Annotated in this window: 24 protein-coding genes; all 24 read left to right on the top strand. The window is 53.3% G+C overall.

Annotated features, from left to right (window positions below):
• Positions 1 to 8 precede the first annotated feature (8 nt).
• The 24 genes from RDK48_RS05435 to terL all read left to right on the top strand — a co-directional run bounded on the left by RDK48_RS05435 (position 9) and on the right by terL (position 23,560).
• Positions 9 to 227, top strand: coding sequence for a DUF3310 domain-containing protein (locus tag RDK48_RS05435; protein WP_298996863.1), 219 nt, complete (start codon positions 9 to 11; stop codon positions 225 to 227).
• A complete protein-coding gene (locus tag RDK48_RS05430) occupies positions 220 to 654 on the top strand; it encodes a hypothetical protein (protein ID WP_298996866.1) in 435 nt (144 codons plus the stop codon). Before RDK48_RS05435 ends, RDK48_RS05430 begins: the two co-directional genes overlap by 8 nt.
• 32 nt (positions 655 to 686) lie before the next feature.
• A complete protein-coding gene (locus tag RDK48_RS05425) occupies positions 687 to 1,151 on the top strand; it encodes an ATP-binding protein (RefSeq protein ID WP_298996869.1) in 465 nt (154 codons plus the stop codon).
• A 65-nt stretch (positions 1,152 to 1,216) separates the two neighbouring features.
• Entirely contained in the window at positions 1,217 to 3,142 is a 1,926-nt protein-coding gene (nrdD, locus tag RDK48_RS05420) for an anaerobic ribonucleoside-triphosphate reductase (RefSeq protein ID WP_298996871.1), read from the top strand.
• A 3-nt stretch (positions 3,143 to 3,145) separates the two neighbouring features.
• Positions 3,146 to 3,643, top strand: coding sequence for a 4Fe-4S cluster-binding domain-containing protein (locus tag RDK48_RS05415; RefSeq protein WP_298996874.1), 498 nt, complete (start codon positions 3,146 to 3,148; stop codon positions 3,641 to 3,643).
• The gene (locus tag RDK48_RS05410) at positions 3,618 to 3,839 is read left to right on the top strand and encodes a hypothetical protein (RefSeq protein WP_298996877.1); all 222 of its coding nucleotides are present in this window, start codon (positions 3,618 to 3,620) and stop codon (positions 3,837 to 3,839) included. Before RDK48_RS05415 ends, RDK48_RS05410 begins: the two co-directional genes overlap by 26 nt.
• 87 nt (positions 3,840 to 3,926) lie before the next feature.
• A complete protein-coding gene (locus RDK48_RS05405; protein ID WP_298996880.1) occupies positions 3,927 to 4,112 on the top strand; it encodes a hypothetical protein in 186 nt (61 codons plus the stop codon).
• Positions 4,090 to 5,748, top strand: coding sequence for a portal protein (locus tag RDK48_RS05400; protein ID WP_298996882.1), 1,659 nt, complete (start codon positions 4,090 to 4,092; stop codon positions 5,746 to 5,748). The genes RDK48_RS05405 and RDK48_RS05400 overlap by 23 nt, the downstream gene beginning before the upstream one ends.
• Positions 5,749 to 5,760: 12 nt before the next feature.
• The gene (locus tag RDK48_RS05395; protein WP_298996885.1) at positions 5,761 to 5,919 is read left to right on the top strand and encodes a hypothetical protein; all 159 of its coding nucleotides are present in this window, start codon (positions 5,761 to 5,763) and stop codon (positions 5,917 to 5,919) included.
• A gap of 24 nt (positions 5,920 to 5,943) precedes the next feature.
• The gene (locus RDK48_RS05390; protein ID WP_298996887.1) at positions 5,944 to 6,705 is read left to right on the top strand and encodes a hypothetical protein; all 762 of its coding nucleotides are present in this window, start codon (positions 5,944 to 5,946) and stop codon (positions 6,703 to 6,705) included.
• On the top strand, positions 6,702 to 7,226 hold the full coding sequence (locus RDK48_RS05385) for a lysozyme (RefSeq protein ID WP_308587834.1): 525 nt from the start codon (positions 6,702 to 6,704) through the stop codon (positions 7,224 to 7,226). Before RDK48_RS05390 ends, RDK48_RS05385 begins: the two co-directional genes overlap by 4 nt.
• A gap of 148 nt (positions 7,227 to 7,374) precedes the next feature.
• Complete coding sequence (locus RDK48_RS05380) at positions 7,375 to 7,677, top strand: hypothetical protein (protein ID WP_298996889.1); 303 nt, start codon at positions 7,375 to 7,377, stop codon at positions 7,675 to 7,677.
• A gap of 34 nt (positions 7,678 to 7,711) precedes the next feature.
• On the top strand, positions 7,712 to 8,674 hold the full coding sequence (locus RDK48_RS05375) for a phage capsid protein (protein WP_298996891.1): 963 nt from the start codon (positions 7,712 to 7,714) through the stop codon (positions 8,672 to 8,674).
• Between the two features lie 104 nt (positions 8,675 to 8,778).
• A complete protein-coding gene (locus RDK48_RS05370) occupies positions 8,779 to 9,414 on the top strand; it encodes a hypothetical protein (RefSeq protein WP_298996893.1) in 636 nt (211 codons plus the stop codon).
• Between the two features lie 2 nt (positions 9,415 to 9,416).
• A complete protein-coding gene (locus RDK48_RS05365) occupies positions 9,417 to 11,804 on the top strand; it encodes a hypothetical protein (protein ID WP_298996895.1) in 2,388 nt (795 codons plus the stop codon).
• Positions 11,805 to 11,821: 17 nt separating this feature from the next.
• Entirely contained in the window at positions 11,822 to 12,295 is a 474-nt protein-coding gene (locus RDK48_RS05360; protein ID WP_298996898.1) for a hypothetical protein, read from the top strand.
• Complete coding sequence (locus RDK48_RS05355) at positions 12,288 to 12,866, top strand: hypothetical protein (protein WP_298996900.1); 579 nt, start codon at positions 12,288 to 12,290, stop codon at positions 12,864 to 12,866. Before RDK48_RS05360 ends, RDK48_RS05355 begins: the two co-directional genes overlap by 8 nt.
• 41 nt (positions 12,867 to 12,907) lie before the next feature.
• The gene (locus RDK48_RS05350; protein ID WP_298996903.1) at positions 12,908 to 14,842 is read left to right on the top strand and encodes a hypothetical protein; all 1,935 of its coding nucleotides are present in this window, start codon (positions 12,908 to 12,910) and stop codon (positions 14,840 to 14,842) included.
• A gap of 2 nt (positions 14,843 to 14,844) precedes the next feature.
• Entirely contained in the window at positions 14,845 to 18,648 is a 3,804-nt protein-coding gene (locus tag RDK48_RS05345; RefSeq protein ID WP_298996906.1) for a hypothetical protein, read from the top strand.
• Between the two features lie 55 nt (positions 18,649 to 18,703).
• Positions 18,704 to 20,461 carry a phage tail fiber protein gene (locus RDK48_RS05340; protein ID WP_298996909.1) on the top strand — a complete coding sequence of 586 codons (1,758 nt, stop codon included), beginning with the start codon at positions 18,704 to 18,706 and terminating at the stop codon, positions 20,459 to 20,461.
• A gap of 10 nt (positions 20,462 to 20,471) precedes the next feature.
• Complete coding sequence (locus RDK48_RS05335) at positions 20,472 to 20,951, top strand: hypothetical protein (protein ID WP_298996912.1); 480 nt, start codon at positions 20,472 to 20,474, stop codon at positions 20,949 to 20,951.
• A gap of 44 nt (positions 20,952 to 20,995) precedes the next feature.
• Positions 20,996 to 21,325 (top strand): hypothetical protein, encoded by a 330-nt coding sequence (locus tag RDK48_RS05330; protein WP_298996914.1) that lies wholly within the window; start codon positions 20,996 to 20,998, stop codon positions 21,323 to 21,325.
• A gap of 12 nt (positions 21,326 to 21,337) precedes the next feature.
• On the top strand, positions 21,338 to 21,613 hold the full coding sequence (locus RDK48_RS05325; protein WP_298996916.1) for a hypothetical protein: 276 nt from the start codon (positions 21,338 to 21,340) through the stop codon (positions 21,611 to 21,613).
• Positions 21,614 to 21,733: 120 nt separating this feature from the next.
• Positions 21,734 to 23,560 (top strand): phage terminase large subunit, encoded by a 1,827-nt coding sequence (gene terL, locus RDK48_RS05320; RefSeq protein WP_298996918.1) that lies wholly within the window; start codon positions 21,734 to 21,736, stop codon positions 23,558 to 23,560.
• The last annotated feature ends 346 nt before the right edge of the window (positions 23,561 to 23,906 follow it).

The raw sequence follows: 23,906 nt of genomic DNA, 5'->3' as shown, positions 1-23,906 counted from the left end.
ATAAACCTGTGGCTCCCTCTACCCCCACCAGCCCTTCCTATTACTCCCGGTTCAAGATTCAGCCTCTGGACTTCATAGCCGCAAACAAGCTCGACTTCCTGACCGGCAACATCATCAAGTACGTCATGCGGCACGATGCCAAAAACGGCCTTGAGGATTTGCAGAAGGCCAAGGTGTATCTGGAGCGGCTTATCCAGCAGGTAAAGGAGAAAGAAACAAATGCCTGACCGCACAGATAACCTCGCCCTTGTGGCTCGGTTCATGAAGGCCATGAGCCAGCCCGTCTGCCAGGACTTTGATGACATGCCGGGAATTGATCTTGGCATTGACCTCATTAAGGAAGAGCTGGAAGAGCTGGAGGTAGAGGCTGCCAACCTTCGGGCCTATTGGTGGGAAGGTGTGGCCCCCTCTGAAGTCATCAAGGAACGCTTCACCAAGGAACTGGCCGACCTCCTCTACGTCACCTACTGGCTGGCTGCCCGCATCGGCATTGATCTGGACGCTGCCTTCCGGCTGGTTCACCAATCCAACATGAGCAAGCTTGGGCCTGACGGCAAGCCGGTCAAACGCGAAGACGGCAAGGTTCTGAAGGGGCCGAACTACAAAGCCCCCGACCTCACACACATCGTCAGAAACACCCCTGTTTCCATTTAATCAAAAGACACGCAACACAGGAGACTCAAACTGTGACCAAGAAACCCACCATGTTTATTATGCTGGGCCTTCCCGGCGCTGGCAAATCCACCTACGTCAATACCAACTTTGTCCCTGCCGGTGTGCAGGTGCTTTGCGCTGATGATCTGCGCATGGCCCACGGCCACAAGTTCTATGGCCCGCTGGAGCAGCAGATTCATGGCATGCTCTACACCCTGGCCCGCGCTCACATGCTGCGGGGTCTGGACGTGGTGATTGATGAAAGCACCGTGCGTACCTCCTATGTGCAGCGCTGGGCGCGTCTGGCCGAAGACATGGGCTACGACATCAAGGTTGTCCATCTGAAGACCCCCAAGGAAATCTGCGTGGCCCGCCGCAAGACCGTCACCCCCGACTTCCCCCTGGATGTCATCGACATGAAGGAACGCGACCTTGTACGCAACCTGCCCGACATCAAGGCCATGCTCAATCCCGAAGAATACATGGAGGTGGAATAACCTTGCCGTTGCTCCTCCCTCAAACATACGATGAGGCTTTTGTAGCCCTGATCGAAAGGCTCCGCATGAAGTATCCTGCGGGGCTTTTTCTTTTGGAGGGCATTCATGAAAGCCAGCTCGACATCAACCACACAAGCCGGGAATACTTCAGCACATCCAACCGCAAGGGTTCAGCCACGGCTGACCATTCCATTGACCCCAACGCCAACGTCACAGGCCGGGATGTCATCACCTTCAATTACGAAGTGCCCAAGCCGCTCATGAAGCTGAACTCCCTGTACAACCTCTGGAATGCCGTGCGGGAAGCTGAAAGCATTGAAGCGGCTGACGTTGTGATTGAAGCGGAACTGACCGGGCGCATCTACATCAATGACAGTTGGGACATTGGCCGTCCGTACTGCTTCAACTACTCAACCCTGGATATTGCCCTGGAAGGGCTGAAGATGGGCGGGCGTCTCGACATCGTGCCTCCCAAAAGCCTTTCGACCCTGCTGCGGCAGGTGGAGCAGTTCACGGTGTACGCCGCCAACAGCACCCTCGGTGCTACTGGCCTTGCCGACATGCTGCTTGTCATCTCCCGCTATGTGGACATGATTCTGGATGGCGAAAAGGATTGCCGTGCGTACTACGACAACCATGTATGCGTGGGCACCAACAGGAAAGAAGTGTGGACGTACATTGGTGAATGCCTGACCTCCCTGATCTACACCCTGAATTGGGAGTTCCGGGGGAATCAGTCTCCCTTCACCAATGTCAGCATCTACGACAAGCCTTTCCTTGAAAAGCTGCTCCCGTCTTACGTCATCAATGGCGCTGCCCCCAAGCTTGCCACCGTGCAGGCTGTGCAGGAAATGTTTCTGGACTGCTTCAACGAAGTCCTATCCCGTGACCCTGCCACGTTCCCGGTGGTGACAGCCTGCTTCTCTCTGGCCCACGATGAACAGGAAGGTAAGCATGTTGCTGATAAAGCCTTCCTGCGCATGGTCGCCAAAAAGAACCTGAAGTACGGCTTCATCAACTTCTACATTGGCGAGACCAGTACCCTTTCGTCTTGCTGCCGTTTGCGGTCGAACATCAACGACCTCGGCTATGCCAATTCGTTTGGGGCTGGCAGCACCAAGATCGGCAGTCTTGGTGTGTGTACTCTCAACCTGCCCGCACTGGCGCGGGAGGCCAACGCAGATACCGCCGATAAAGATGACAAAGCTGCCCTGAAGTCGCTGTGTGAAATCCTCGTTCAGGCCGTCAGCCTTGTGGCTACCATCAATCACGCCAAGCGCACCTTCATCAAAGACCGTATTGAACGTGGCAGCCTGCCGCTGTACTCGCTGGGTTTCATGGATTTGAAGCACCAGTATTCGACCTGCGGTTTCACCGGCCTTTACGAAGCCCTGAACATTCTGGGCTACGACATTCGTGAGCCTGAAGGGCTTGCCGCCGCCAAGCGCATTCTCGGCACCATCAATGCCGTGAACGACTTGCAGACCGGCCTGCTGGGCACCCCGCACAATATGGAGCAGGTGCCCGGTGAATCCTCTGCGGTCAAGCTGGCGAAGAAGGACAGCCTTCTGGGGCTGAACCCTGAGGGCTATCCCCTGTATTCCAACCAGTTCATCCCCCTGTGGGAAGAAGGTGTTGACCTCCTTGACCGCATTCGCATTCAGGGAGAGCTGGACAGCTATTGCACTGGCGGGGCCATCTGCCACCTCAATGTTGGTGAGCAGATTGAGAAGGCCGAAACCATGGAAGCCCTGGTGCTGCATGCCGCAGCCTGCGGTGTTGTTTACTTCGCCGTGAACTACGCCATCAACAAGTGCGCCAACGGCCACATGACGGTGGGTAAGGATACTCCCAAGTGTCCTGTCTGCGGTGCGGAAGTGACCGATACCTTCACCCGCGTGGTTGGCTTTCTGACCAACACAAAGCACTGGAACGCAGCGCGCCGGGAACATGACTGGCCCAACCGTACATTCTACCACAAGGCAGAATAACCTTTGCTCCGCATTATAGGCACTGAGTACAACCCGGCCCACCAAGCTTTTGAAGTGTATGTGGCCGGGTGTACGCGCAAATGCCCCGGATGCCACAACCCGGAATCTCAGTCTTTCGGCAAAGGAAGGCGCTGGCCTGAATGGCTCAGAGATAACAGGTACAAGCTGGGCACCCAGATGTTCAAGCACGTCTGGGTGCTTGGCGGTGATCTGCTGTGTCAGCCGGATATGGTTGATGCTGCTGAGTTCATAAAGGCGCTACGCCATGCCATGCCTGAAGGATTGGCGCTCTGGCTGTGGACAGGGGGAGGTATTGAGGATGTGCCCAAAAACCTCCTCCCGTGGTTCAACTTCGTTAAAACAGGGGAGTACCGGCGAGGAGAGGCTAAGTCCATCATTATATATGATGCTTCTTCTGCCCCTCTCAAGCTGGCCTCTGCAAACCAGAACGTATGGAAAATTGAGGAGAATACATATGAATCCTGTCGTGTTGGCGGGTAAAACCCCCACAAATCTCAGTGATGTTCCCATTAACAGGGAACTTGTGGAATGGCTTGAAAAAACCATCCCTGAACGCTGCCCCGACATCCTGGATACCGAAAGGCAAATCTGGATGTACGCCGGTGAACGCGCCCTGGTGCGAAAGCTCCGGGCAGCTTTTGACAGGCAGCAGAACAGGGGAGGGGTAATCCAGTAACCTCAAATAAAGGAGGAATGCCTAGTGTGTGTCGGAGGTGGTGGGGGCGTTAGCTCCCCTAAAGTACAATCGGTAGCTGCACCAACCGTGGCGGCTACACCTCCCCCTGTTGAACAGGTGGCTGAAGCCCCTGTGACCAGTGAAGGCTCCAAGCGGAGCAAGACGGGGGAGACCCAGCGCAAGGGCACCTCTGCTCTCAAAATCAACCTGAACCTTGGCGGCGGCAACATGGGTGCTGCGGGAGGAACAAGTGGCCTCTCAATCCCCCAATAGTTCGGCAACAGCCGAAGATGCCGCAAAAGGAACCACCGCAGCCAGGTATGCCACGCTGGAAGTCGTAAGGCAGCCCTATCTTGACCGGGCGCGGGACTGCTCCGCACTGACCCTGCCTTACCTCATCCCTCCTCAGGATACGCCGGAAGGCCAGAAGCTCCCTTCACTTTTTCAGAGCGTTGGAGCCAATGGCGTTACCAACCTTGCCTCCAAGCTGTTGCTCACCATGCTCCCGCCCAACGAACCCTGCTTCAGACTGCGGGTGAACAATATGGTTCTGGAAGAGCAGCAGGAGCAGGAAGACAAGGAGTTCCGCACAAAGATGGACAAGGCTCTGTCGCGTGTGGAGCAGGCAATTCTGGCCGACATTGAATCCACGTCTGACCGTCCGGTGGTTAATGAAGGGAACATGCACCTCATAATTGGCGGCAATGTTCTTTACCACAATGACAAGGAAGATGGCTTGCGCATGTTTCCCCTGTCCCGGTTTGTGGTGGACAGGGATTCAATGGGCAAGGCTGTGGAGATCATTGTTAGGGAAGATGTTTCCATCAACACCCTGCCTGAAGCTTTCCTGAAAAACCTCAAGGAGCTTTCCGGCCCCATAGGTGATGCTGCCAAGAAAAAGCTTACAGAAGCAGACGGCGGCAGCGGGGGTAAGGAATGCGAGGTTGAGCTTTATACCCACCTCAAGCTGGCTGGGAAGAAGTGGAAGATTCATCAGGAGTGTATGGGCCAGAAGGTGCCTGGGACATCTGGCAGCTACAAGACTGACGAATGCCCCTGGTTTCCGGTGCGTATGTACTCGGTGGCGGGTGAGCCTTATGGTCGTTCCTTTGTGGAACAGCAGATAGGCGACCTGAACTCTCTTGAATCCCTGAATCAGGCTTTGGTTGAAGGTTCCGTTGTTTCAGCCCGTATGTTGTTCTTTACCAATCCAAATGGGTTTACCTCTGCCAAGTCTGTGGCTGAAGCAGAGAACGGAGCGGTGCTTGAAGGCAATGCCCAGGATGTCACCACACTACAGGTGCAGAAGGGCGCTGATCTTCAAGTCACAGCCACAAAGATTCAGGCGCTTGAGCAGAGCCTCAAAACAGCCTTCCTCATGATGGATGGCATCAGACGGGACGCGGAACGTGTTACGGCTGAGGAAATTCGTATTATCGCTCAGGAATTGGAATCCGGTCTTGGCGGTGTTTATACCGTTATTTCTCAGGAATTTCAGTTGCCCTACATCCGTAGCCGCATGGCTGCCATGACAAAGCAGCGCCGGATTCCTGAGTTGCCCAAGGATATTGTGGCCCCCTCCATCGTCACTGGCTTTGAAGCCATAGGCAGGGGGAATGACAAAACCAAGCTGGTTGAGTTTTTTAAGTTTGGTCAGGCCACCTTTGGGCAAGCCTTCATGAGCTATGTGAATCCAACTAACGCCATCATGCGCCTTGCTGCCTCTATGGGCATTGCCACTGAAGGACTCATCAAGACCGAAGAGGAAATGAAGCAGGCACAGCAGCAGCAAACCCAGGCGGCACAGCAGCAGATGATGACGGAAAAACTTGGCCCTGAGGTCATACGCCAGGGTGGCGCAATGCTTCAGAACCAGCAAAATCAGCAGGCCACTGAGCCTGTGGAATAAAAGGAGACCCCTATGGCCGAACAGGCACAGGAACCCCAGAAGACTTCCAGCGAACAGAAGCCCACCGTTACCACCAGCAATCCCGGCGCGGCGTCTACCAAGACCACCCAGCCCCAGCAGAAGGGTGAGCCGATTGGCTCCACTGGCAAACTTACCGTCTTCCACAGCTAACGGCAAAAAACAAAAGGAAACAACGTGAGTGACCCGACCAATACTGTTGAAGCCCCCTATGAAGTGGCAGGCGCTGAAGACCCCAAGGCTGTACAGGCTGCTGAAGAAACCGCTGGCGGCACTGGCTCTGCTTCTCCTGCTGGCGAGGGAACCACTGCGGCCCCTCAGGAAGGGACAGAAGCCGCCGCTGAGGACAGCGCCAAGAAGCCTGAGGGTGAAGCTGCCCTGATTGAACAGGTTTCCAAGGCCACCCGTGAGGAGGCTACGGAAACCCTCAAGCAGACCGGCCTTGATTTTGGTCAGTTTGAGCAGGAATACCTTGCCAATGGGGGGCTTTCCGAAGAGTCCTATGCGGCCCTGGAAAAAGCTGGCATCGGCAAGAACTACGTTGATGCCTACATCAAGGGCAACGAAGCCATCCTTCAGCAGTTCGTGGGTGAAGTTACCGGCATGGCTGGCGGCGCTGACCAGTACAAGGCCATGACTGCCTGGGCTGAAAAGAGCCTCCCCAAGGACGAAATTGAAGCCTTCAATTCCGTTATGGCTTCCGGCAGCCAGCCAATGATAAAGATTGCTGTTTCCGGCCTTGTCTCCCGTTACCGGGATGCAGAGGGCGTGGAACCGCAGATCATCAAGGGCAAGGCATCTTCTTCCAGCAGCGCCGAAGGCGGCAGCTTTGCTTCGGCTGCTGAAATGACCAAGGCCATGCGCGACCCGCGCTATGGTAAAGACCCGGCGTACACCCGTGAAGTGGAGCGGAAAACCGGGAACTCCAATTTCTTCTGATAGGAGGTGTCCTTATCGCTATCGTTCTCAGCGTCTCCCAGCTCACAGCCTCCCCGTTTCTCGCAGCAGTAAAGCACTACGAAGGTTTTTATCCTGCCCCCTACAGATGCCCCGCTGGCGTCTGGACTATCGGCTACGGCCATACCAAAGGCGTCTCCGCGTCCTCCAAGCCCATAACCCAGGCTGAAGCCAATATCCTGCTTTTGGGGGATATGGCCGAAGCCGGTATGGATGTGCTGCGGCTGGCAGGAGATGTCTTGCAGGATACGGATGATCTGGCTGCTGCGGCGCGCCGTTTTGAAGCCCTGGCCTCATGGGTGTTCAACCTTGGCGCAACCAACCTTTCCTCCTCCACAATGCTGAAACGCATCAAGGAAAAGCGTTGGGAAGATGCCGCCAAAGAAATGCTCAGGTGGGACAAAGCCAAGGTTAATGGCGTAGCACAGACGCTTTCCGGCCTGACCAAAAGACGCAAATCTGAATCCCATTATTTCCTCACAGGAGAAGTGGTCATCTTCTAGCCAACACTGCCAAAACGCACTTTAGCCGTTGTGACGCAGGAAGCTACGGATAAAGACAGCAATTGGTTGCACGGTAATTAACCAACACAATCACTGTCGCTATCCGTAAGCCCCGGCTGCGGGGCAACGGCTACCGCAGAGGAACCCTATGTGGTCATTTCTTGCGAGCATCGGCAGCACTCTTCTCGGAAAGATCATCCCTGACAGAAGCAAAACCAACGAAGCTCAGTCTCGCATCAACGAGGCTGAAGTAGCTGGTGCCCCGGCTTCACGCCTCCGTCTCTGGCGCAGCTTCCTTGGCTGGCTGCTCTCCCTGCTGTTCGCATGGGAAGTGGCCGGTCGGCTTATCGTCATCCCTTTGTTCTTTCCCGATCTTGTGAAGAACCTGCCCCCCTCCGCACTCAATCAAATCATGACCCTGCTGCTTGGCATGCTTGGGCTTGGTTTTTAATTCATCAACCTTTCCTTTGGAGGAATCCAACTACATGGCTGAAACTCTCAATCTTTCCCGTCCTGGTCAGGCCAACAAAACTGGTGAAGCCGATGCAATGTTCATGAAGGTCTTCACCGGTGAAGTCATGACGGCTTACGCCGAAGTGAACATCATGAAAGACCTGCACCGCATGCGTACCATTGACCACGGCAAGTCCGCTTCCTTCGCCGTGCTTGGCAAGGCCACTGCCCGCTATCACGTTCCCGGCACCGCCATCCTGGGCAGCAATCAGATTGCCGCCAATGAGCGCACCATCAACATTGACGATCTGCTGATTGCTGACGTGGCAATCTACGACCTGGAAGACGCCAAGAACCACTATGACGTGCGCCAGGAGTATTCCAAGCAGCTCGGCTGGGCGCTGGCCCGTGAGTTTGACAAAAAGACCATGCGTGTGGCCGTGCTTGCCGCCCGTGGCGCTGGTATCATTGACGATGAACCGGGTGGTGCGGTCATCAAGGGAGGCCCGACTGTTGCCACTGACGGTGAAGTGCTGGCTGACTCCATGTTCGCCTGCGCCCAGACCTGGGACGAAAAGGACGTGCTTGAATGGGAGCGCTCCTTCATCGTGCGTCCCGCGCAGTATTACCTGTTGGCCCAGACCACCAAGGTGCTGAACCGGGATTGGGGCGGTGAAGGCGTCTACGCTGACGGCACCGTGCTGAAGGTGTCTGGCCTCCAGATCATCAAGTCCAACAACCTGCCCAACACCAACATCACCACGGCCACCACTGGCGAAAAGAACAACTACATCGGTGACTTCAGCAACACTGTTGCCCTGGCTCTCCAGAAGGAAGCCATCGGCACCGTGAAGCTGAAAGACCTGACCGTGGAAAAGTCCGGTGACGACTTCCACATCATGTATCAGTCCACGATGATGGTGGCGAAGTACGCCATGGGCCACGGCATCCTGCGGCCTAGCTGCGCCATTGAGGTCAGCAAGGCCACTGCCTAATGTGGGCAGTAGGCTAAAGCCGGACTAAGAAACAAACAGAAGGGGCATCTCCGTATATTCGGGGGTGCCCCTTTTTTTCGTCCTTTAATAAGGAGGCATGATTTATGTCGGAAGTTTCTTCTTCCGCTAACTTCGTCACGCCCACCACGGAGCTTGAAGCCGTCAACATCATGCTCTTCGGTATTGGCGAAACACCGGTTAACTCCCTTGAGGAAGTAACTGCTGATGTATCTGTGGCTAATGCAATTCTCGCTGAGATTTCCAAGGCGGTGCAGCTTGACGGCTACCAGTGGAACACTGAAGACAACTACCCGCTTATCCCGGATTCCTCTGGGAGAATAACCCTTAACCCTTCCATCGTGCGAGTGGCGTTTCGTGAGCCTGATGACCGTGAGCTTACCATGCGTGGGCGCAAGGTCTATGACCGCATCAACCACACGTACATCTTCGACAAGGCAACCACGCTCTCTGTGACCATAACCCTGCTTCTTCCTTTTGAAGACCTCCCTGAAGCGGCGCGCAGGTATATCAGCATCCGGGCGCTCAGGGTATTTCAGGCCCGCACTGTCGGCTCCAGCACCCTGGCTGGCTTTGAAGAAGTGGATGAAGCCCGCGCCCGCGCCCTGATGCTCATGGAAGAGCGCAAGCAGGACAGGCCCAATATGCTGACCGGAACGCTGCCCCCGGTGGGAACATGGCGTCCGTCTTCAGCGCTGCGGTACCGTGGCAGGAGGAGATAGGCATGGGCAAGCTTATCGCCGCTGACATCCCCAACCTTATTTCCGGCGTGTCCCAGCAACCCTGGAATGTGCGCCTGCCCACCCAGGCAGAAGAGCAGATAAACTGCTACAGCTCTGTGACCGACTTTCTACGGCGCAGACCAGCGACAAGGCACATAGCCAAGCTCAGGGATACAAAGTTTTCCAACGGATGCGCAGAGCATCACATCAACAGGGATGAGCAGGAGAAGTACACCTGCCTGTTCACAGCTTCCAGTATTGAGGTCTTTGACCTGCGGGGGCAGAAGAAAACCGTAAATGCCTCAGCAGATGCAATGGCCTATCTGAGTAATGTCGTGAACCCGGAAACAGACCTGCGGTTCCTGACCATCAATGATTACACCTTTGTTCTTAACCGCAGAAAATCTGTGGAGCAGAGTTCAGAGCTTGCACCAAAGCGTGTGGCCGAAGCCTTGGTCTTCATCAAGCAGGCCAGCTACAACACAACATATTATGTAACCCTTGATGGAAAAACAGTTTCCTTTACTACCCTTGACGGCGTTGCTCCGGCAGATCAACCGGCAGACAAGCTATCCTCCAAGGAAATTGCGGAAAGTCTGGCAAACCAGCTAACTACCGATGCCTATTCCATCCAGGCACAGAACAACACCATATGGATTCGCAAAAAGGATGGGACGGAATTTGTCATCAAGGCAGAAGACACCCGTTCCAACACGCATATATCGGTATTCAAAAACAAGGTGCAGCGCTTTTCTGAACTGCCCACCGTTGCCCCAAAAGGCTTTACCGTAGAGATATATGGGGATTCATCCTCAAGCTTTGACAACTACTATTGTCAGTTTGAACCTACAGACGACAATGACGCCTTCGGCACTGGACTGTGGAAGGAAACAGTAAAGCCTGGAATCCCCTACAAGCTGAATGCCGCCACCATGCCTCACGCACTTGTGCGCAATGCTGACGGGACGTTTGAGTTTAAAACCCTTGAGTGGACAGAGCGAACTTGCGGGGATGAGGATTCGGCTGCCATGCCTTCCTTTGTGGGGAGGACGATCAACAGTGTTTTCTTCTACCGTAACCGCCTGTCCTTCCTGTCGGAAGAAAATGTCGTCATGAGTGAAGTGGGGGAGTTCTTCAACTTCTTCCCCACCACAGTGACCACGATGGTGGACTCTGACCGTATTGACGTTGCCGCCTCGCATGTGCGCAGCAATACCCTTGAAAGTGCCGCAATCTTCTCAGGCGGGCTGCTGATGTTCAGCGACCAGTGCCAGTTCAGCCTTGAACACGATACCACGCTTTCCAATGCAACGGTATCCGTAAAGCCGGTAACGGAGTTTGAAGCCTCCATCAAGGTAGTGCCTGTTTCCTCAGGCAAGACAGTCTTTTTCGCTACCGAGCAGGGGGCATTTGGTGGCCTGAGGGAATACATAACCCTGCCAGACTCCAGCGACCAGAACGATGCCGCCGATGTCACAGCCCATGTGCCCAGATATATCAGGGGTCATATACGTTCTCTGGTGTGTTCCACCGGGGAAGACGTGTTGCTGGCGCTTGGGGAGGAGATTCGTTCCTCCATCTGGGTTTACAAATATTTCTGGAATGGTAGCCAAAAGATTCAGTCAGCATGGTTCCGCTTTGATATGAGCGGGGATGTGCTGGCTGCTTTCTTCATCAATACGCAATGCTATTGCATCATGCAGTATGAGGATGGGGTGTACCTTGAAGTGATGGACTTTGCGCCAGGGCATAAGGACGAGAACAGTGATTTTGAGTTCTGCCTTGATCGCAAGATAACAGAGGCATCCTTGGTTGTTGGTGAATATGATGTGGCATCCAACACCTCAAGAATAACCCTGCCTTACTCTGTACCTGCTGGGAAAGTTCCCGTTGTTGTCACCCGGCCTGTTGAAGCGGGGGCAAACGGGAGTGGCGAGGTTTTCTCTGTGACCTCCGACCCATCCGACCCCAAGACCTTTATTGTGGCCGGAAGGCTGACCGGGAAGGCTCTTTATGCAGGCATACCCTACACGTCATCCTACACCTTCAGCACCTTCGCCATAAGGGAATCCGAGAAAGGCAACGCCGTCACCACGGGGCGTCTGCAACTCAGGAACCTGACTCTCAACTGTTCCAACACCGGGTATCTGAAAATGCTGGTAACGCCCGCATTCAGAAAAACCAGCACCTACGTGTTCACGGGGCGGCAGTTAGGGCATGGTGCTAACCGCCTTGGCTACATCTCGCTGTACACAGGAACCGTGAAGTGCCCAATCCTGTCTTTGAATACGCAGGTGACAATCAAGGTTGAATCTGACGCCTTTCTTCCCTTTGCCGTGGTCAACGCCAGTTGGGAAGGGTTCTACAACACAAGAGACCAGAGGGTATAGGAATGCAGGAAATACCAATGGCCTTGCTTCCGTTCACCCGCAAGGCATTCCAAAGCGACATCACCGCCCTCAAGGACAATTTACGCCAGGATGACTGCAAAGATATCCGTCAGCTCTATGGCCGTACCCCCGAAGAAGCATTGAAACTCAGCCTCCGTCTTTCTTCAACCTGCGTGACATTTTTCATGCCGGGGAAACCTGAGCATCCAGTGGGAATGGGGGGAGTGGTCTATCCGGGCATTGCCTGGGTTTTGTTCCACAGGGATTTTCTGAAAACAAAGGAGGAACGGGAGGTGTTTCTCCATGCCTGTCCCCTTGTTCTTGATTGGTTCCTCAGTCTGAGTTCCGGGGGTTTTATCCATAATGTAACGCGCCGGGAGAACAAAAGAATCCGGCGCTGGCTGCGCTGGCTTGGTGCCCAGGAATTACCGGACACCGGGGACGGCCCCATATACTTCTACTTTACAAAGGAGGGCAGAATCTATGTGTGACGGGGGTGTTTTCAGTATTCCTATTGCAACTATGGTGATAGGCACAGCAACGTCTCTGGCAAGCGCTGAACAGCAGCGTCAGCAGGCTGAAGCTCAGTCTGAATATCAATCAGCGCAAGCGGCTGAGTATGCCCGTGCGTCTAATTTGAACAATAAAGCCGCAGTGCAGGAGTATGCCAATCAGTCTGCGGCTGAACGTATTACCCAGATGCAGGAACAGGCGGCAACGAGCGAGAAAATTCAGGAGACCCAGCGGGAAGCCTTGGAAAAGAAAGGCACCATGCTTGCTTCTACCAATGCCGCAGGCGGGGCGCTGACTATGCTCATGGCTGACTATGACCGGCAGGAGGGTGTTCGTAAGGATTCACTCAGGCAGCAGTATGACATGAATGCTGTAAGTCATGAAATCAATATTGCCGGGATGCGTGACAAGGCACAGAACAGGATTAACTCACAGGCAAACTATGTGTCTCCTGGGGTAAATTCCCCAAACACATTCCTGACTACGGCGCTTGGCATTGGTAGTGCTGCCGTTGATGCGTATGGTCAACACCTTAAATACAAAAAATAATGAACTGTTAACGTAAACAATTGCAAAGAAGGAGCCATAACATGACTCAACAAAGTAGGTCTTCACAGCCTGCGATTGCCACAAAACTCAATGTCTCCCCTGGTCTCACGCCAACAGTAAGAGCTTCTTCGGTCATTACTTATGATGAGGCCCGCCCTGGGTATGTTGAGCGGGATAACCTTGCCGGTAACGACATGGGCAGGCTGGCTAAAAGCTTGGCAGCAGTGGACAGCTCCCTCATTCCTGTTCTGGAGAAATATCAGGACAGGAAGATTGAGCAGGCCATAGCAAGAGGTGGAGAACTCTTTTCCCAGAATGAGGCCCAGGATAAAAACAGAACAAACTGGAAGGACTACGTTGAGGCCAACCCGCAGGACAGCGGGATGAACCCCTACCTGCAAAAAGGGTATGAGCAGGCCCGCCTGAAGTCACTGGCAATTGACCAGGGGACTGCCATGGAAGACGCCTTTGTGCAGAGCGGCATGGTCAACGAACGTGACCCTGCCAAGGTGAGCCAGTGGGTACAGCAGTTCACCCAACAGTTCCGTAAGGACAATAATCTTGATGCTTATGGAGATCGTCTGACACTGGCTGAAAACTTCAGCCCCATTGAGTTCAAGAACAGGGCTGTGCTGCTGAATAAACACAACACCTACCTGCAAGAGCAAAACGAAAAGATTGCCATGCAGCAGTTCACTGATCTTGGCATGAAGCAGATAGGTGCGGCTTTTAATCCCTCCACAGGGGGAGCCGTGCCTGGAGACCCCAGCACAGACCATCACACCCTCCCCAACATGGCACAGACTATTGAAGGGACAATGCAGGAGGCTGCCAAAAACGGTGTCCTTAATTCCCATATAGGTGAGATGGGGCTGAAAATGGTTGAGGCTGCCTACTTCAAGTATGGCAAACAGCCTGGAATCCTCAAAGCTCTGGACGCCATCAAGACACCTGATGGGGTTCCTCTCTCTTCCCTGCCGGGAGCGCAAGAAAAAATCGACCATTGGCAACGTGCCAGAATTGAAGAAGCCCGTTCCAATGAGCGCCACTGGTGGGCAAAGCAGGAGCATGACCGGAAGGTTGAGAAGGACTATTGGGCTGGGGAAGGTGTCATGAAATGGGATACCGGTGCCCCTCCAACTCCTGACAATATGGATAAAGCCGGTGTGCCCAAACGCCTTCAGCCTCTTTTTGCTGCTGATATAAACAAGTGGCATCAGTCGCAGTACACAGGGCAGAAGGATGCCCCCGCTCATCAGGTCAGTGTTGTTGGCTACCGTATGATGGCCGACATTGGAGAGCTGTCTAATGAGGACATCACGGGCGTGGCTCCTGTACTTGGTAGGGAATACGCTGAAGACCTGTACGACAGGCACTCTAAGTCAAAGAAGGAGGAAGAAACACACTTCACTTCTTCATTGAAAGATACAATGTCGAAGGCGTTCTCCATGTTCTCCCGTGACAAGAAGGACTTGATGGATGCCATCAATGCAATGACATTCGGTTTTTCTGCGGGGTTGTCGAAGGAGCAGCAGATAGGGCTTGAGGCCAGCCAATTGGCGAACGCCAAAATGAAAGCTGCGCGGGCTGAGTATGTGGATAAGAATAAGAAATCTCCGACTCAGGAGTTTTACACCACCATACAGCCCAAGATTCTCAGTGAGGTAAATACCCAGCTTCGTGAGAAGTATGGGAAAACCGGGGAGGCAGATGAAAATGGTGTGCAGGTTCCTACTTCACAGAAAAACGTAACCAGCCAGCAGCCACAGAATAAAGTTCAGAATACTGTCGGCAGCAGCTCTCCTGAAAGACTTCCAAACACTGTTGTTTCATCATGGATTGCACAAAATGTTCCCAATGCTCCCCCTTCTGTGAGTAACATGGATAAAAGGGAAGCAGCCTTGTGGTTGAAGGGCGCTCACCCGGATAAGTTTTCAGAGTTTAACAACTACATAAATGCCAATAGAAAGAGGTAATAATGGACGAAAAACTCAAGGTAACACCTGATATACAGCAAAATATACAACCACAAACGGGGATTCCTGAGGCGCAGAATGAAGCTGAAGGAATCCCTTCTGCATCTGAGGGGGGTGAACAACAGCCTCCTCTTTCATCCCCTATCCAACAGCCCTCTGAAGTCAGCGGTCAGGATGTAGCCCCTGAGGGATTCCCGCAAGACCTTTGGGATAAGCTGGGGGATAATCCCCAGCCTCCCCAAGCCACCCCCATAGAAGCCACCATCGAAGGCGACAAAAGCACCATAGGCTACATCACCGAAGCCATTAAAGGGTTCAATAGTGGCCCGGTGGCTGCGCTCAATGAAGCTATGGATTTGTCCTACAGCACCAGTAAGTTTGCTGTTGATATTTTCAAGGAAGGCTGGAGCAAGGCGAAGTTTGTTGAACAGGATGCCCCCTTCAAGTTTCCAGAATACCATCCTGAAGGTATTGTTGGCGGGATTACCAAAGGATTCACGCAATGGGGCACGGGATTCCTGCTTGCCGGGGCTGCTGGTACTGCCGGGGCTTTTGGAAAGGGCGTTACTTCTGTTGGCGGTAAAGCTGCACTTGCCCTTGGGCGGGACGCTGCTGCCAACGTGGTTTTCTTTGACCGTCAGGAGCAGCGTTTCTCCAACTTTATGGAGCAATTTCCTGAACTGCGAAATCCTCTTACCGGGATGCTTCAAGCTAAACCTGATGACTCGGTTCCAGTATCCATGGCGAAGATGGCTGTGGAGGGGGCGGGTCTGGGGGCGGCGGCAGAGGTTATTATCGCTGGTCTGAAATGTTTGCGAAGCGGGGCCAAGACCCTCTGGGGAAAGGCGAATACCCGCTACAGCGTTGAGCAGTATGCCAAGGATGTCGATGAGCTGAATAAGGTTCTGGCTGACAGACAGGCTATTGAGGGGAAGCCCACAGCAGAAGCCCCTGAATTGCCTGAGGGGGTAGCAGGAAAGCCTACGGAAGAAACTGGAGCAAAGCCGCAAGCTGCCGCAGATGAGCTTGCTTCACTGCCTGAGGGAAGCACAGGGAAACCTACAGAAGAGCCGGGAGCACAGCCTGAGGGAGGTCATGAGGCAGCCCCAGACGGTCTTCCGGCCAAACCTGAAGAACCTGCTGCCGGGGGCACCTCTGCTTCTGGCGAAGAGTCAGCCAAAAGCACCCTTGGCCCGGAAAACCTTGCACCGGCCAAGGATGTGCTGAAGATCGTCAGTGAGGCCGCAAAAGAGGAAAACCCGCTCTCTGGCGTACACCCTGGCATCAACCTCAACCATGAGGTGTTTGATAAAGCCGGGGGGTCTCACATCCTCTACAAGCTCAGTGACCTTCAGGCAGAGAACACCATCAAGGCGGCTGGCCCGGAGAAGTATTCAGAGCTTGTCTCCAGCGCGGTTGATGAGGTCAAGCAGATGGGCTTTACCTATGACATCAATCTCAATGAAGGAAAGGAAGCCCTGGCCAGCATCAATCAGGCAGAGAAAAACGTGCTGACGGCGAGGGCGGTCATGCACAACCTGTGTGATGCCTCCATGACCCTTGCCAGCAAGATCAACAATGGCACTGCTTCCGCGCTGGATGCTGCACGTTTTGTCATGCTTTCAAAGAACATGCAGGAATTTGTTACGCTGAATGCCGACCTGCGCACGGTGACAGACCGCATGTTGGGGAGCAGAGGCACCGGGGTAAGTGATGAGCTTGCGCACTCCATGAGTGGAGCCAAGGATTCTGACGCCTTCTTCAGTAAGTGGCTCAGTGCTGAAAACATGACTGAAGCTGGCGCTGTTGATTACCTTGTGAAGTCTGGTATTTCCAGGGAAATGATTATGGATGTCGCGAGGCGCACCATAGTCTCGGACAATCCCATCAATAACGTGCGGGTACTGAAGCAGCTCAAGCCTGAGTTCAGCGTCATAGATTCTTTGGTTGAAATGCGGGTGAATAACATTTCATCCGACCCGGTGAAGCATATCGCAAACATAGCTGTTACGGGTATGAACAGTTTTTTGGTAAAGCCCGTGGAACGAATGATCGGCGGTGCCTTGACGTTCGACAAGCAATCCTTGGTGTCTGGCTGGAACATGCTCCGGGGAATGACAGGAAGTGTGGGTACAGCTTGGGAGTTTGCAGGTAAGGCATTGCGTGTTGGGGATAACATTCTTGATCAGGCCGGTAATCGTTTTGAGCATCAAACACACCAACTCAGTTATGAGCGGATACGCAACTCACTGCTCAAAGGAAAACCCGAAGGTGCGGATCTCTCCCCGATGCAGGAGCTCATGGCCCGGAGCATGGGTTGGCTGGGTACTGTTACCCGTATCTCGTCCCGCCTTGGAGTTGCTGAAGATGAGTTTTTCAAACAGATGACATTCAGAGGGCAGCTTTATGCTGACATTGCAAACGAGGCTGCTGAAAAGGGCATAAAGGGTAAGGACGTTGAGGCATATGCTTCTGCAAGGCTGAAAGACGTTTTTGATGCGAACGGCTTAATCATACAGGGTGACCTTTCCAAGAAAGCCTGGGACTTTGCCAGAGATGCCACATGGGCTTCGCCTCTTGAAGGTAACTCCATTGGGGGGTGGTTGCAGCAGGGGGTAAACAACCACGCTTCTCTCAAGCTTCTATTTCCATTTATCAAAAAACCAATAAATATTTTCTATGATGTCATGCGCCACAACCCTGCTGCCCTTATGTCCAGCCGGGTGCGGGCCGCTATCATGGAGGGGGGAGAAGCCAGGGCGGATGCCCTTGGGCGAATTGCTACTGGTTCCCTCCTTATCACCTCAGGTGTGCAAATGGCCGCAGAAGGAAGGGTGACAGGGGCTTACCCTGAAAACCCGAAGCTGAAGGCATTGTGGCAGGAGAATGGGATAAAACCGTACTCTATAAAGGCTGGAGATAGCTGGCTTGAATATCGTCAATTTGACCCCTTTGGACTTATTCTCAGCGTTTCAGTTGATGCCTACAACCATGTCAGCGAAGAGTCTTATGATCGTGCTGGGAATTCTGACGTTAGCAAGCCTGTGATGAAGGCCATGACAGGCGTTCTTATGGCTGTTGCAGAGAACCTGAGCGACAACAAATATGTCCGTGACGTTTCTGATGCCATGAATGCCATCACAAAACCTCAGCGTTACATGGATCACTACCTAAAGACAACCGCAGCTTCTTTCGTGCCTTACTCCGGTGCCCTTCGTTGGCACAAGAACAACTTTGGCGACCCGCAGCAGAGGGAAACTGAATCGTGGCTGGACTATATGCGGAACACCACCTCTGCCTTTTCCAAGGATTTGCCCCCCAAGATGAGCTGGCTGACCGGGAAACCGGTGTTGTACTCCGGGCATATCAAAGAACCGCAGAAGCATGATGGTGTCCTTGAGGAACTGCTTCGGCTTGGCTCCTCCGTAACCGGCGCACCTGCCAGGGAGATTGAGGGAGTTCCCCTGGCCGCAGAGCAGTATTCCCGCCTCTGTGAACTGCATGGGGGGATGAAGGTTGAGGGCAAGTCCATGTATGATGTCCTTCATACTGTCATGAATTCCGAAGGGTATGACATCAAGCGGGAGCGCCTGGGTGATGGCATACCCGGACAACCTACTCCACGAAGTGATCTTGTAAACAAAATCATCAGGAATTTCCGTGATCTGTCAGAGTACCAACTGAAAAAGGAATATCCTGACATCATGGAGAAGGTTAAGCAGGCCAAGATCAATAGAAAAGCCAGCAAGGCTGGTGCAATGACCAAGGATAACCAGCAAACATTGCTTGAAAATCTTATCCACTAACATACGGAGGCCGGGAACATCACCCGGCCTTCTTCATTTTAACGAGGAGGCCCATATGGCATATAGTCGCGTCACCTATACAGGTGATGGAAGCACTACCATCTTCACTGTTCCGTTTGAATATATCAAAAAGAGCTTCGTAAAGGTGGTGGTGGCAGAAGAACCTGTTGCTTCTGATGCTATAGAGTGGCTGACAAATGCCAGCATCAAGCTGGCTGTGGCCCCGGCAGCAGGAAGCACAGTGTATATTTACCGAGACACTGAGAAGGAATCCCCCGTTACCGGATACAGGGACGGTTCTGTACTTAGTGGCAGTGATCTGGACAATCAGACCCGTCAGCTTCTCCATATTGCTCAGGAGACTCAGGATGTGGCTGATGAGCAGATGCGCCTTGACAGCCATGATCTCAAGTATGACGCCCAAGGTCGTGTTATAAAAAATGTTGGTGATGCGGTAGCTGACACCGATGCTGTAAACTTCCGTACCTGGAAGCAGGTCATACAGCCTGCCCTTGATGACGCTCTGGCTCAGGCTACAGTGAAGGCAAATCAGGCAGAAGCCTCCGCTGTAGGCGCAAACTCTTCAGCCTTGCTGGCCTCTGGGCAGGCGACCATAAGTGGGCAGCATGCCAGAGAGTCTGAGGTCAGCGCGGTGGCGTCAGCACAGAGTGCTGCTGAGGCCCGAATTGCCGCAGAAGCAGCAAAAGAAACCTTGCCTGAAAACTGGATTCCCCGTGTGCAGAGCCTTGAGGCTTTCAGTGTGACAGAGAAAGTACGCATGGACGCTGTGGAAGCAAAAGACATCCAGCAGGATACGCGCCTGAATGGGGTTGAGGGGGGCATCACCGCCCTCAGCGCAACGCTGATCGGCAGCATCCAAACCATGCTGTGCGCCGACAGCTACGTGCCCAACGGCGCGGTTCCGGCCAATGGCGGCGAGTACACGCGTGAGCAGTTCAGGGAGTTTTACGACACGTATCTTGCTGGCGGCAAACTGCTCACCTGCACCTATGCGGCCTTTGCCGCCCAGGTGGCCTTGACGGGCAACTGTGCCAGGTTCGCATTGGACACAACAGCCCAGAAGTTCAAGGTGCCGCTGCTGAAAGACGGCGATTCCATCACTCAGGCAGCAAGTGCCGCAGAGCTTGGCAAGAGCGTAAAGGCTGGACTGCCGAATATTACAGGCAGCACTCTGGGGTTTCAGGCGATTACTGGAGCTTATGGAGCAGGAGCTTTATACTCAACAGGTTCAGGTGGCATTGGGTTTGGTCAAACATCGGGTGGTGGCTGGAACTCTATCGGGCTTGACGCGAATCGCAGCAACCCCACGTACAGAAATGATGTTTCTACAGTCATTACTGAGCAGGTACGCCTGCGGCATTTTGTGGTTCTGGCCTCCACGCAGAACAGCGCCAGCGTATTCGACTGGTCGAATTACATGGCAGGTCTGGCGGGCAAAGCAAACGTGGATTTGAGCAATATTGATGGGGCCGCAAGATCAGTTATTAAAAATGTAGCAAAGCCTATTTCTGGTCTTGCTTCAAGATCGACTACAGGTGCGTGGGCAATAGCCGGAGTTGTGCCATGGATACCCATTAAAATATACTTGCAGGCTGTAGACTCAGCTAATGGTACTTCGACTATCTGCACTTATGGCGGTAACAGTAGCGGATTAGCAATAACGCATGTTGATACAGTCTTGGGTAATAGCGGAGGAATCAATAGATCGTCAGAGATGGAACTACTCCCAAATGCAACAACTGTTACTATCTATGTTTCTGCATTGAACGGTGTACTCTACGCCGAACAATAGGAGGCTACTGATGATACATATTATCAAATTTGCAGATCATTGCTGCAATGTGGACAATGCTGACGACCTTGCCAAAATGCTTGCGCTTGGGGGTGTTGAACTTACCACAGATGAAATCACCATCGTTGGCATGGCTGGCTATGAGAGTCTGGTGGGGCCGAGCAACACCAAAGTTAACGCGGACGGCAGTATTACATTCAACAGGCCGTCATGCCCCACCTTTTCCGAGGTGCGGGCCGTCAAACGCAATGCAATCAATGCTGGATTTGACGCAGCCATGACTGCAAGCCTCACAATGCCCAGTGCCAGCACTCCACCCAGCGCATTTACGGTCTATCGCGCCGTAGAAACATGGAAAGCCGATGACCCTGACGGCTTTAATACCCTGCTGGCAATCCACACAGAACGCCGTGCCGAGCTGCTTGCCGCCGTGGATGCTGCAACGACTGCTGATGCTGTACAGGCCATCACGGTTTTCTACGCGGTATAACACCTACCACCAGCACTATAACCTGAGCTACCAAAGGAACTCATTTGTCGCTTGAAAAACCTGCCGCATTACATTCCTGTTCCCATGAATCCGACTTTGGCGCTATCAACACTGCCATCAAAGCCTTTCAAGAAACCCTTGGTGATCTGAAGAAAATCCTGACATCCAATGCCACCCTTGAGGAGCAAGCCCAGCAGTTCCGTAGCCAGCTCAATAACCTGTTTGAGCGTCTTCATACGGTAGAGCTGGAGCAAGCGGCTTCCAAAGGGTCATCCAAGTGGGTGGACAGGGTGATCTGGTTTCTCATCTGCACAGCCCTTGGCGCTCTTTTGAACGCAAAACTCCCTTCCATCACACAACTTCTTAAAGCATAAGGACATCCACACATGCCTGACGATTACAACGGGCGTGGTACTGAGGATATGCTTGCTGACCTGCATGGCTTGATGGCTTCCTACTTCAAGGATGTCCTCAGTAACAGCAGGGCAACTGGTGAGCCTCTTCCTCCTGCCACGCTCAATGCCATACGGCAGTTTCTCAAGGATAACGGGATTGACTGTGTTGGCCGTAACAACGCCGACATGAACGATATCACCAGGGATTTGCCCACGTTTGAGGAGGATGAAGCCGGGGAGGGAATCTCGCCCGGTCTTCTGAACTAACCAGAACCACATAAAATCGGCCAGAATTGGCCCCTGCTGCCCCGGAATCCCGAAGCGTGACACGTTGTTCACGTCACAGGGTTCCGGGGCATTTTTTCACCTTTTCACAGGAGGACACATATGGGCGTTCTGCCCAGCAATTACCCACCGATACCTGAAAAACTGAGAGATTTTAGAACGTTCCTTGTCATGGTGTGGCGGCATCTCAACCTTCCTGACCCAACCCCGATACAGCTGGACTTCGCAAACTACCTTCAGAACGGCCCACGCCGTACAGTGAACGAAGCCTTCCGTGGTATGGGCAAAAGCTGGATTGCCGCTGCCTTCGTTGTATGGAAACTTCGTATCAACCCCAACCTCAAGTTCATGATTCTGTCAGCATCCAAAGACCGAGCTGACAACTTCACCACATTCTGCCTCAGGCTCATCACTGAGATACCTGTACTCCAGTGCTTGATGCCCAGAGCTGACCAGCGGTGCTCAAAGCTCTCCTTTGACGTTGGCCCAGCCAAGGCCGACCACGCACCTTCAGTGACCTCCAAGGGTATCTTCAGCCAGATCACTGGTGGCCGTGCCGACATCATCATTGCTGACGATATTGAGGTTCCCGGCAACAGCTTTACGCAGGCAATGCGTGACAAGCTTTCGGAAGCCGTTAAGGAATTTGACGCCATCATTAAACCCGGTGGTGCCATTGCTTACCTCGGCACCCCCCAGACAGAGCAGAGCCTTTACAACTCCCTGCCTGATCGTGGCTATGCCGTGCGTATCTGGCCTGCCCGCTACCCGGCTGATGACCAGCTTGCCAACTATGGGCAGGGTCGGCTGGCCCCCTACATCCTTGAGCGCCTGCGTGGACGCCCGGAGCTGGTGGGGACATCCACTGACCCCCGAAGATTTACTGATGATGACCTGCTGGAGCGTGAGCTGTCCTACGGGCGCTCTGGGTTCCAGCTTCAGTTCATGTTGGACACAAGGCTCAGTGACGCTGACCGCTACCCCCTGAAGCTCAGTGACCTGATCGTGATGGGCTGCGGCGTCTCAGATGCCCCGGAGAAGCCCATCTGGGCCTCTGGAATCGGCAACGTGGTCAATGATATACCCTGTGTCGGTTTGAACGGAGACAGGTACCATTCTGCCGCGTTTCTGTCTGGTGCGTGGATTCCATACACCGGGTCTGTGATGGCGATTGACCCATCCGGGCGTGGCTCTGACGAAACCGCTGTGTGCGTCATCAAGATGCTCAACGGGTTCCTCTACCTGACAGCCATGAGAGCATATCGTGATGGGTACAGTGATGAGACCCTTCAGGACATCGTTAAGCTTGCCAAGGTGCAAGGGGTGAATCACGTCATCATCGAAGGTAACTTTGGTGATGGTATGTTCACCAAGCTCATCTCACCCTTCTTTACCAGGGAACATCCCTGCATGATCGAAGAGGTCAAGCACAGCAAGCAGAAGGAAGCCCGTATCATCGACACCCTTGAGCCTGTCATGAGTCAGCATAAGCTGGTTGTGGACAGGAACGTGGTCATCTGGGACTACACAGAAAGCACCAAGGGGATGCCGCCTGAGAAAGCCCTGAAGTACCAGCTCATGTACCAGATGAGCAGAATCACCAGAGATCGTGGGGCACTGTCCCATGATGACCGGCTGGACTGCCTCAGCATGGCCGTGGGCTATTGGGTGGAGCAGATGGGCCAGGACGTTGACCGCAGGATAGACCAGCGGAAAGACGCCCTGCTCAAGGAAGAGCTGAAGGCGTGGGAGAATGAAGGAAAACTGAGCATTGCCAAGAATCGTGTGGCGTTGCAGCAGCCGAACCTGAGCCTGACTAAGGGGGCCGCAGATATGCTGTTCAGCTTCAAGTCGTTGAGCCTTGGAGGGCTGATGGCAAGAGCGGATTATCCTGGGCGGGGCAGGGGAGGGTTGAGGAAGATTTACTGAGTTATCGAATTGATAGATGGATAAGCATGATGAGTGGGGGGTCTCCTCTGGGAAGCCTGAAAAGGCTGGGGAGACCTCCTCCTCTTTTTGGTGGGGAGGAGGAAATAGGGTCTTTATAAAAAGTTAATTAATTCAGAGTGTTAGTGTTTTTAAAAATTGGATAAATCCAGCAAGAAAAGTTAACTATTTTAAGATGTTGAAATTAAGTTCCACTAGGCGGGAGAAGAGACAAGTCCCCTAAAGTTACCCTAAATTCCCCCTAACAAACCCTAGCTAAAATTTATCCATATTTAAGCTAAATTCCCTATATTTTCTTTATTTATAATTAATTTAAAAACTCTGATTT

The organism is uncultured Desulfovibrio sp. (assembly GCF_902477725.1).
Taxonomy (GTDB): Bacteria; Desulfobacterota; Desulfovibrionia; order Desulfovibrionales; family Desulfovibrionaceae; genus Desulfovibrio.
Note: the sequence above shows the minus strand (reverse complement) of the source record. Positions and strands in the feature narration are given on the sequence as shown.

Coding starts and splice junctions, on each gene's coding strand:
- RDK48_RS05370 (WP_298996893.1), top strand. CDS start 8,779: ATGTCGGAAGTTTCTTCTTCCGCTAACTTCGTCACGCCCACCACGGAG.
- RDK48_RS05360 (WP_298996898.1), top strand. CDS start 11,822: ATGGCCTTGCTTCCGTTCACCCGCAAGGCATTCCAAAGCGACATCACC.
- nrdD (WP_298996871.1), top strand. CDS start 1,217: ATGAAGTATCCTGCGGGGCTTTTTCTTTTGGAGGGCATTCATGAAAGC.
- RDK48_RS05380 (WP_298996889.1), top strand. CDS start 7,375: ATGTGGTCATTTCTTGCGAGCATCGGCAGCACTCTTCTCGGAAAGATC.
- RDK48_RS05325 (WP_298996916.1), top strand. CDS start 21,338: ATGCCTGACGATTACAACGGGCGTGGTACTGAGGATATGCTTGCTGAC.
- terL (WP_298996918.1), top strand. CDS start 21,734: ATGGGCGTTCTGCCCAGCAATTACCCACCGATACCTGAAAAACTGAGA.
- RDK48_RS05335 (WP_298996912.1), top strand. CDS start 20,472: ATGATACATATTATCAAATTTGCAGATCATTGCTGCAATGTGGACAAT.
- RDK48_RS05375 (WP_298996891.1), top strand. CDS start 7,712: ATGGCTGAAACTCTCAATCTTTCCCGTCCTGGTCAGGCCAACAAAACT.
- RDK48_RS05345 (WP_298996906.1), top strand. CDS start 14,845: ATGGACGAAAAACTCAAGGTAACACCTGATATACAGCAAAATATACAA.
- RDK48_RS05340 (WP_298996909.1), top strand. CDS start 18,704: ATGGCATATAGTCGCGTCACCTATACAGGTGATGGAAGCACTACCATC.
- RDK48_RS05350 (WP_298996903.1), top strand. CDS start 12,908: ATGACTCAACAAAGTAGGTCTTCACAGCCTGCGATTGCCACAAAACTC.
- RDK48_RS05355 (WP_298996900.1), top strand. CDS start 12,288: ATGTGTGACGGGGGTGTTTTCAGTATTCCTATTGCAACTATGGTGATA.
- RDK48_RS05365 (WP_298996895.1), top strand. CDS start 9,417: ATGGGCAAGCTTATCGCCGCTGACATCCCCAACCTTATTTCCGGCGTG.
- RDK48_RS05395 (WP_298996885.1), top strand. CDS start 5,761: ATGGCCGAACAGGCACAGGAACCCCAGAAGACTTCCAGCGAACAGAAG.
- RDK48_RS05410 (WP_298996877.1), top strand. CDS start 3,618: ATGAATCCTGTCGTGTTGGCGGGTAAAACCCCCACAAATCTCAGTGAT.
- RDK48_RS05430 (WP_298996866.1), top strand. CDS start 220: ATGCCTGACCGCACAGATAACCTCGCCCTTGTGGCTCGGTTCATGAAG.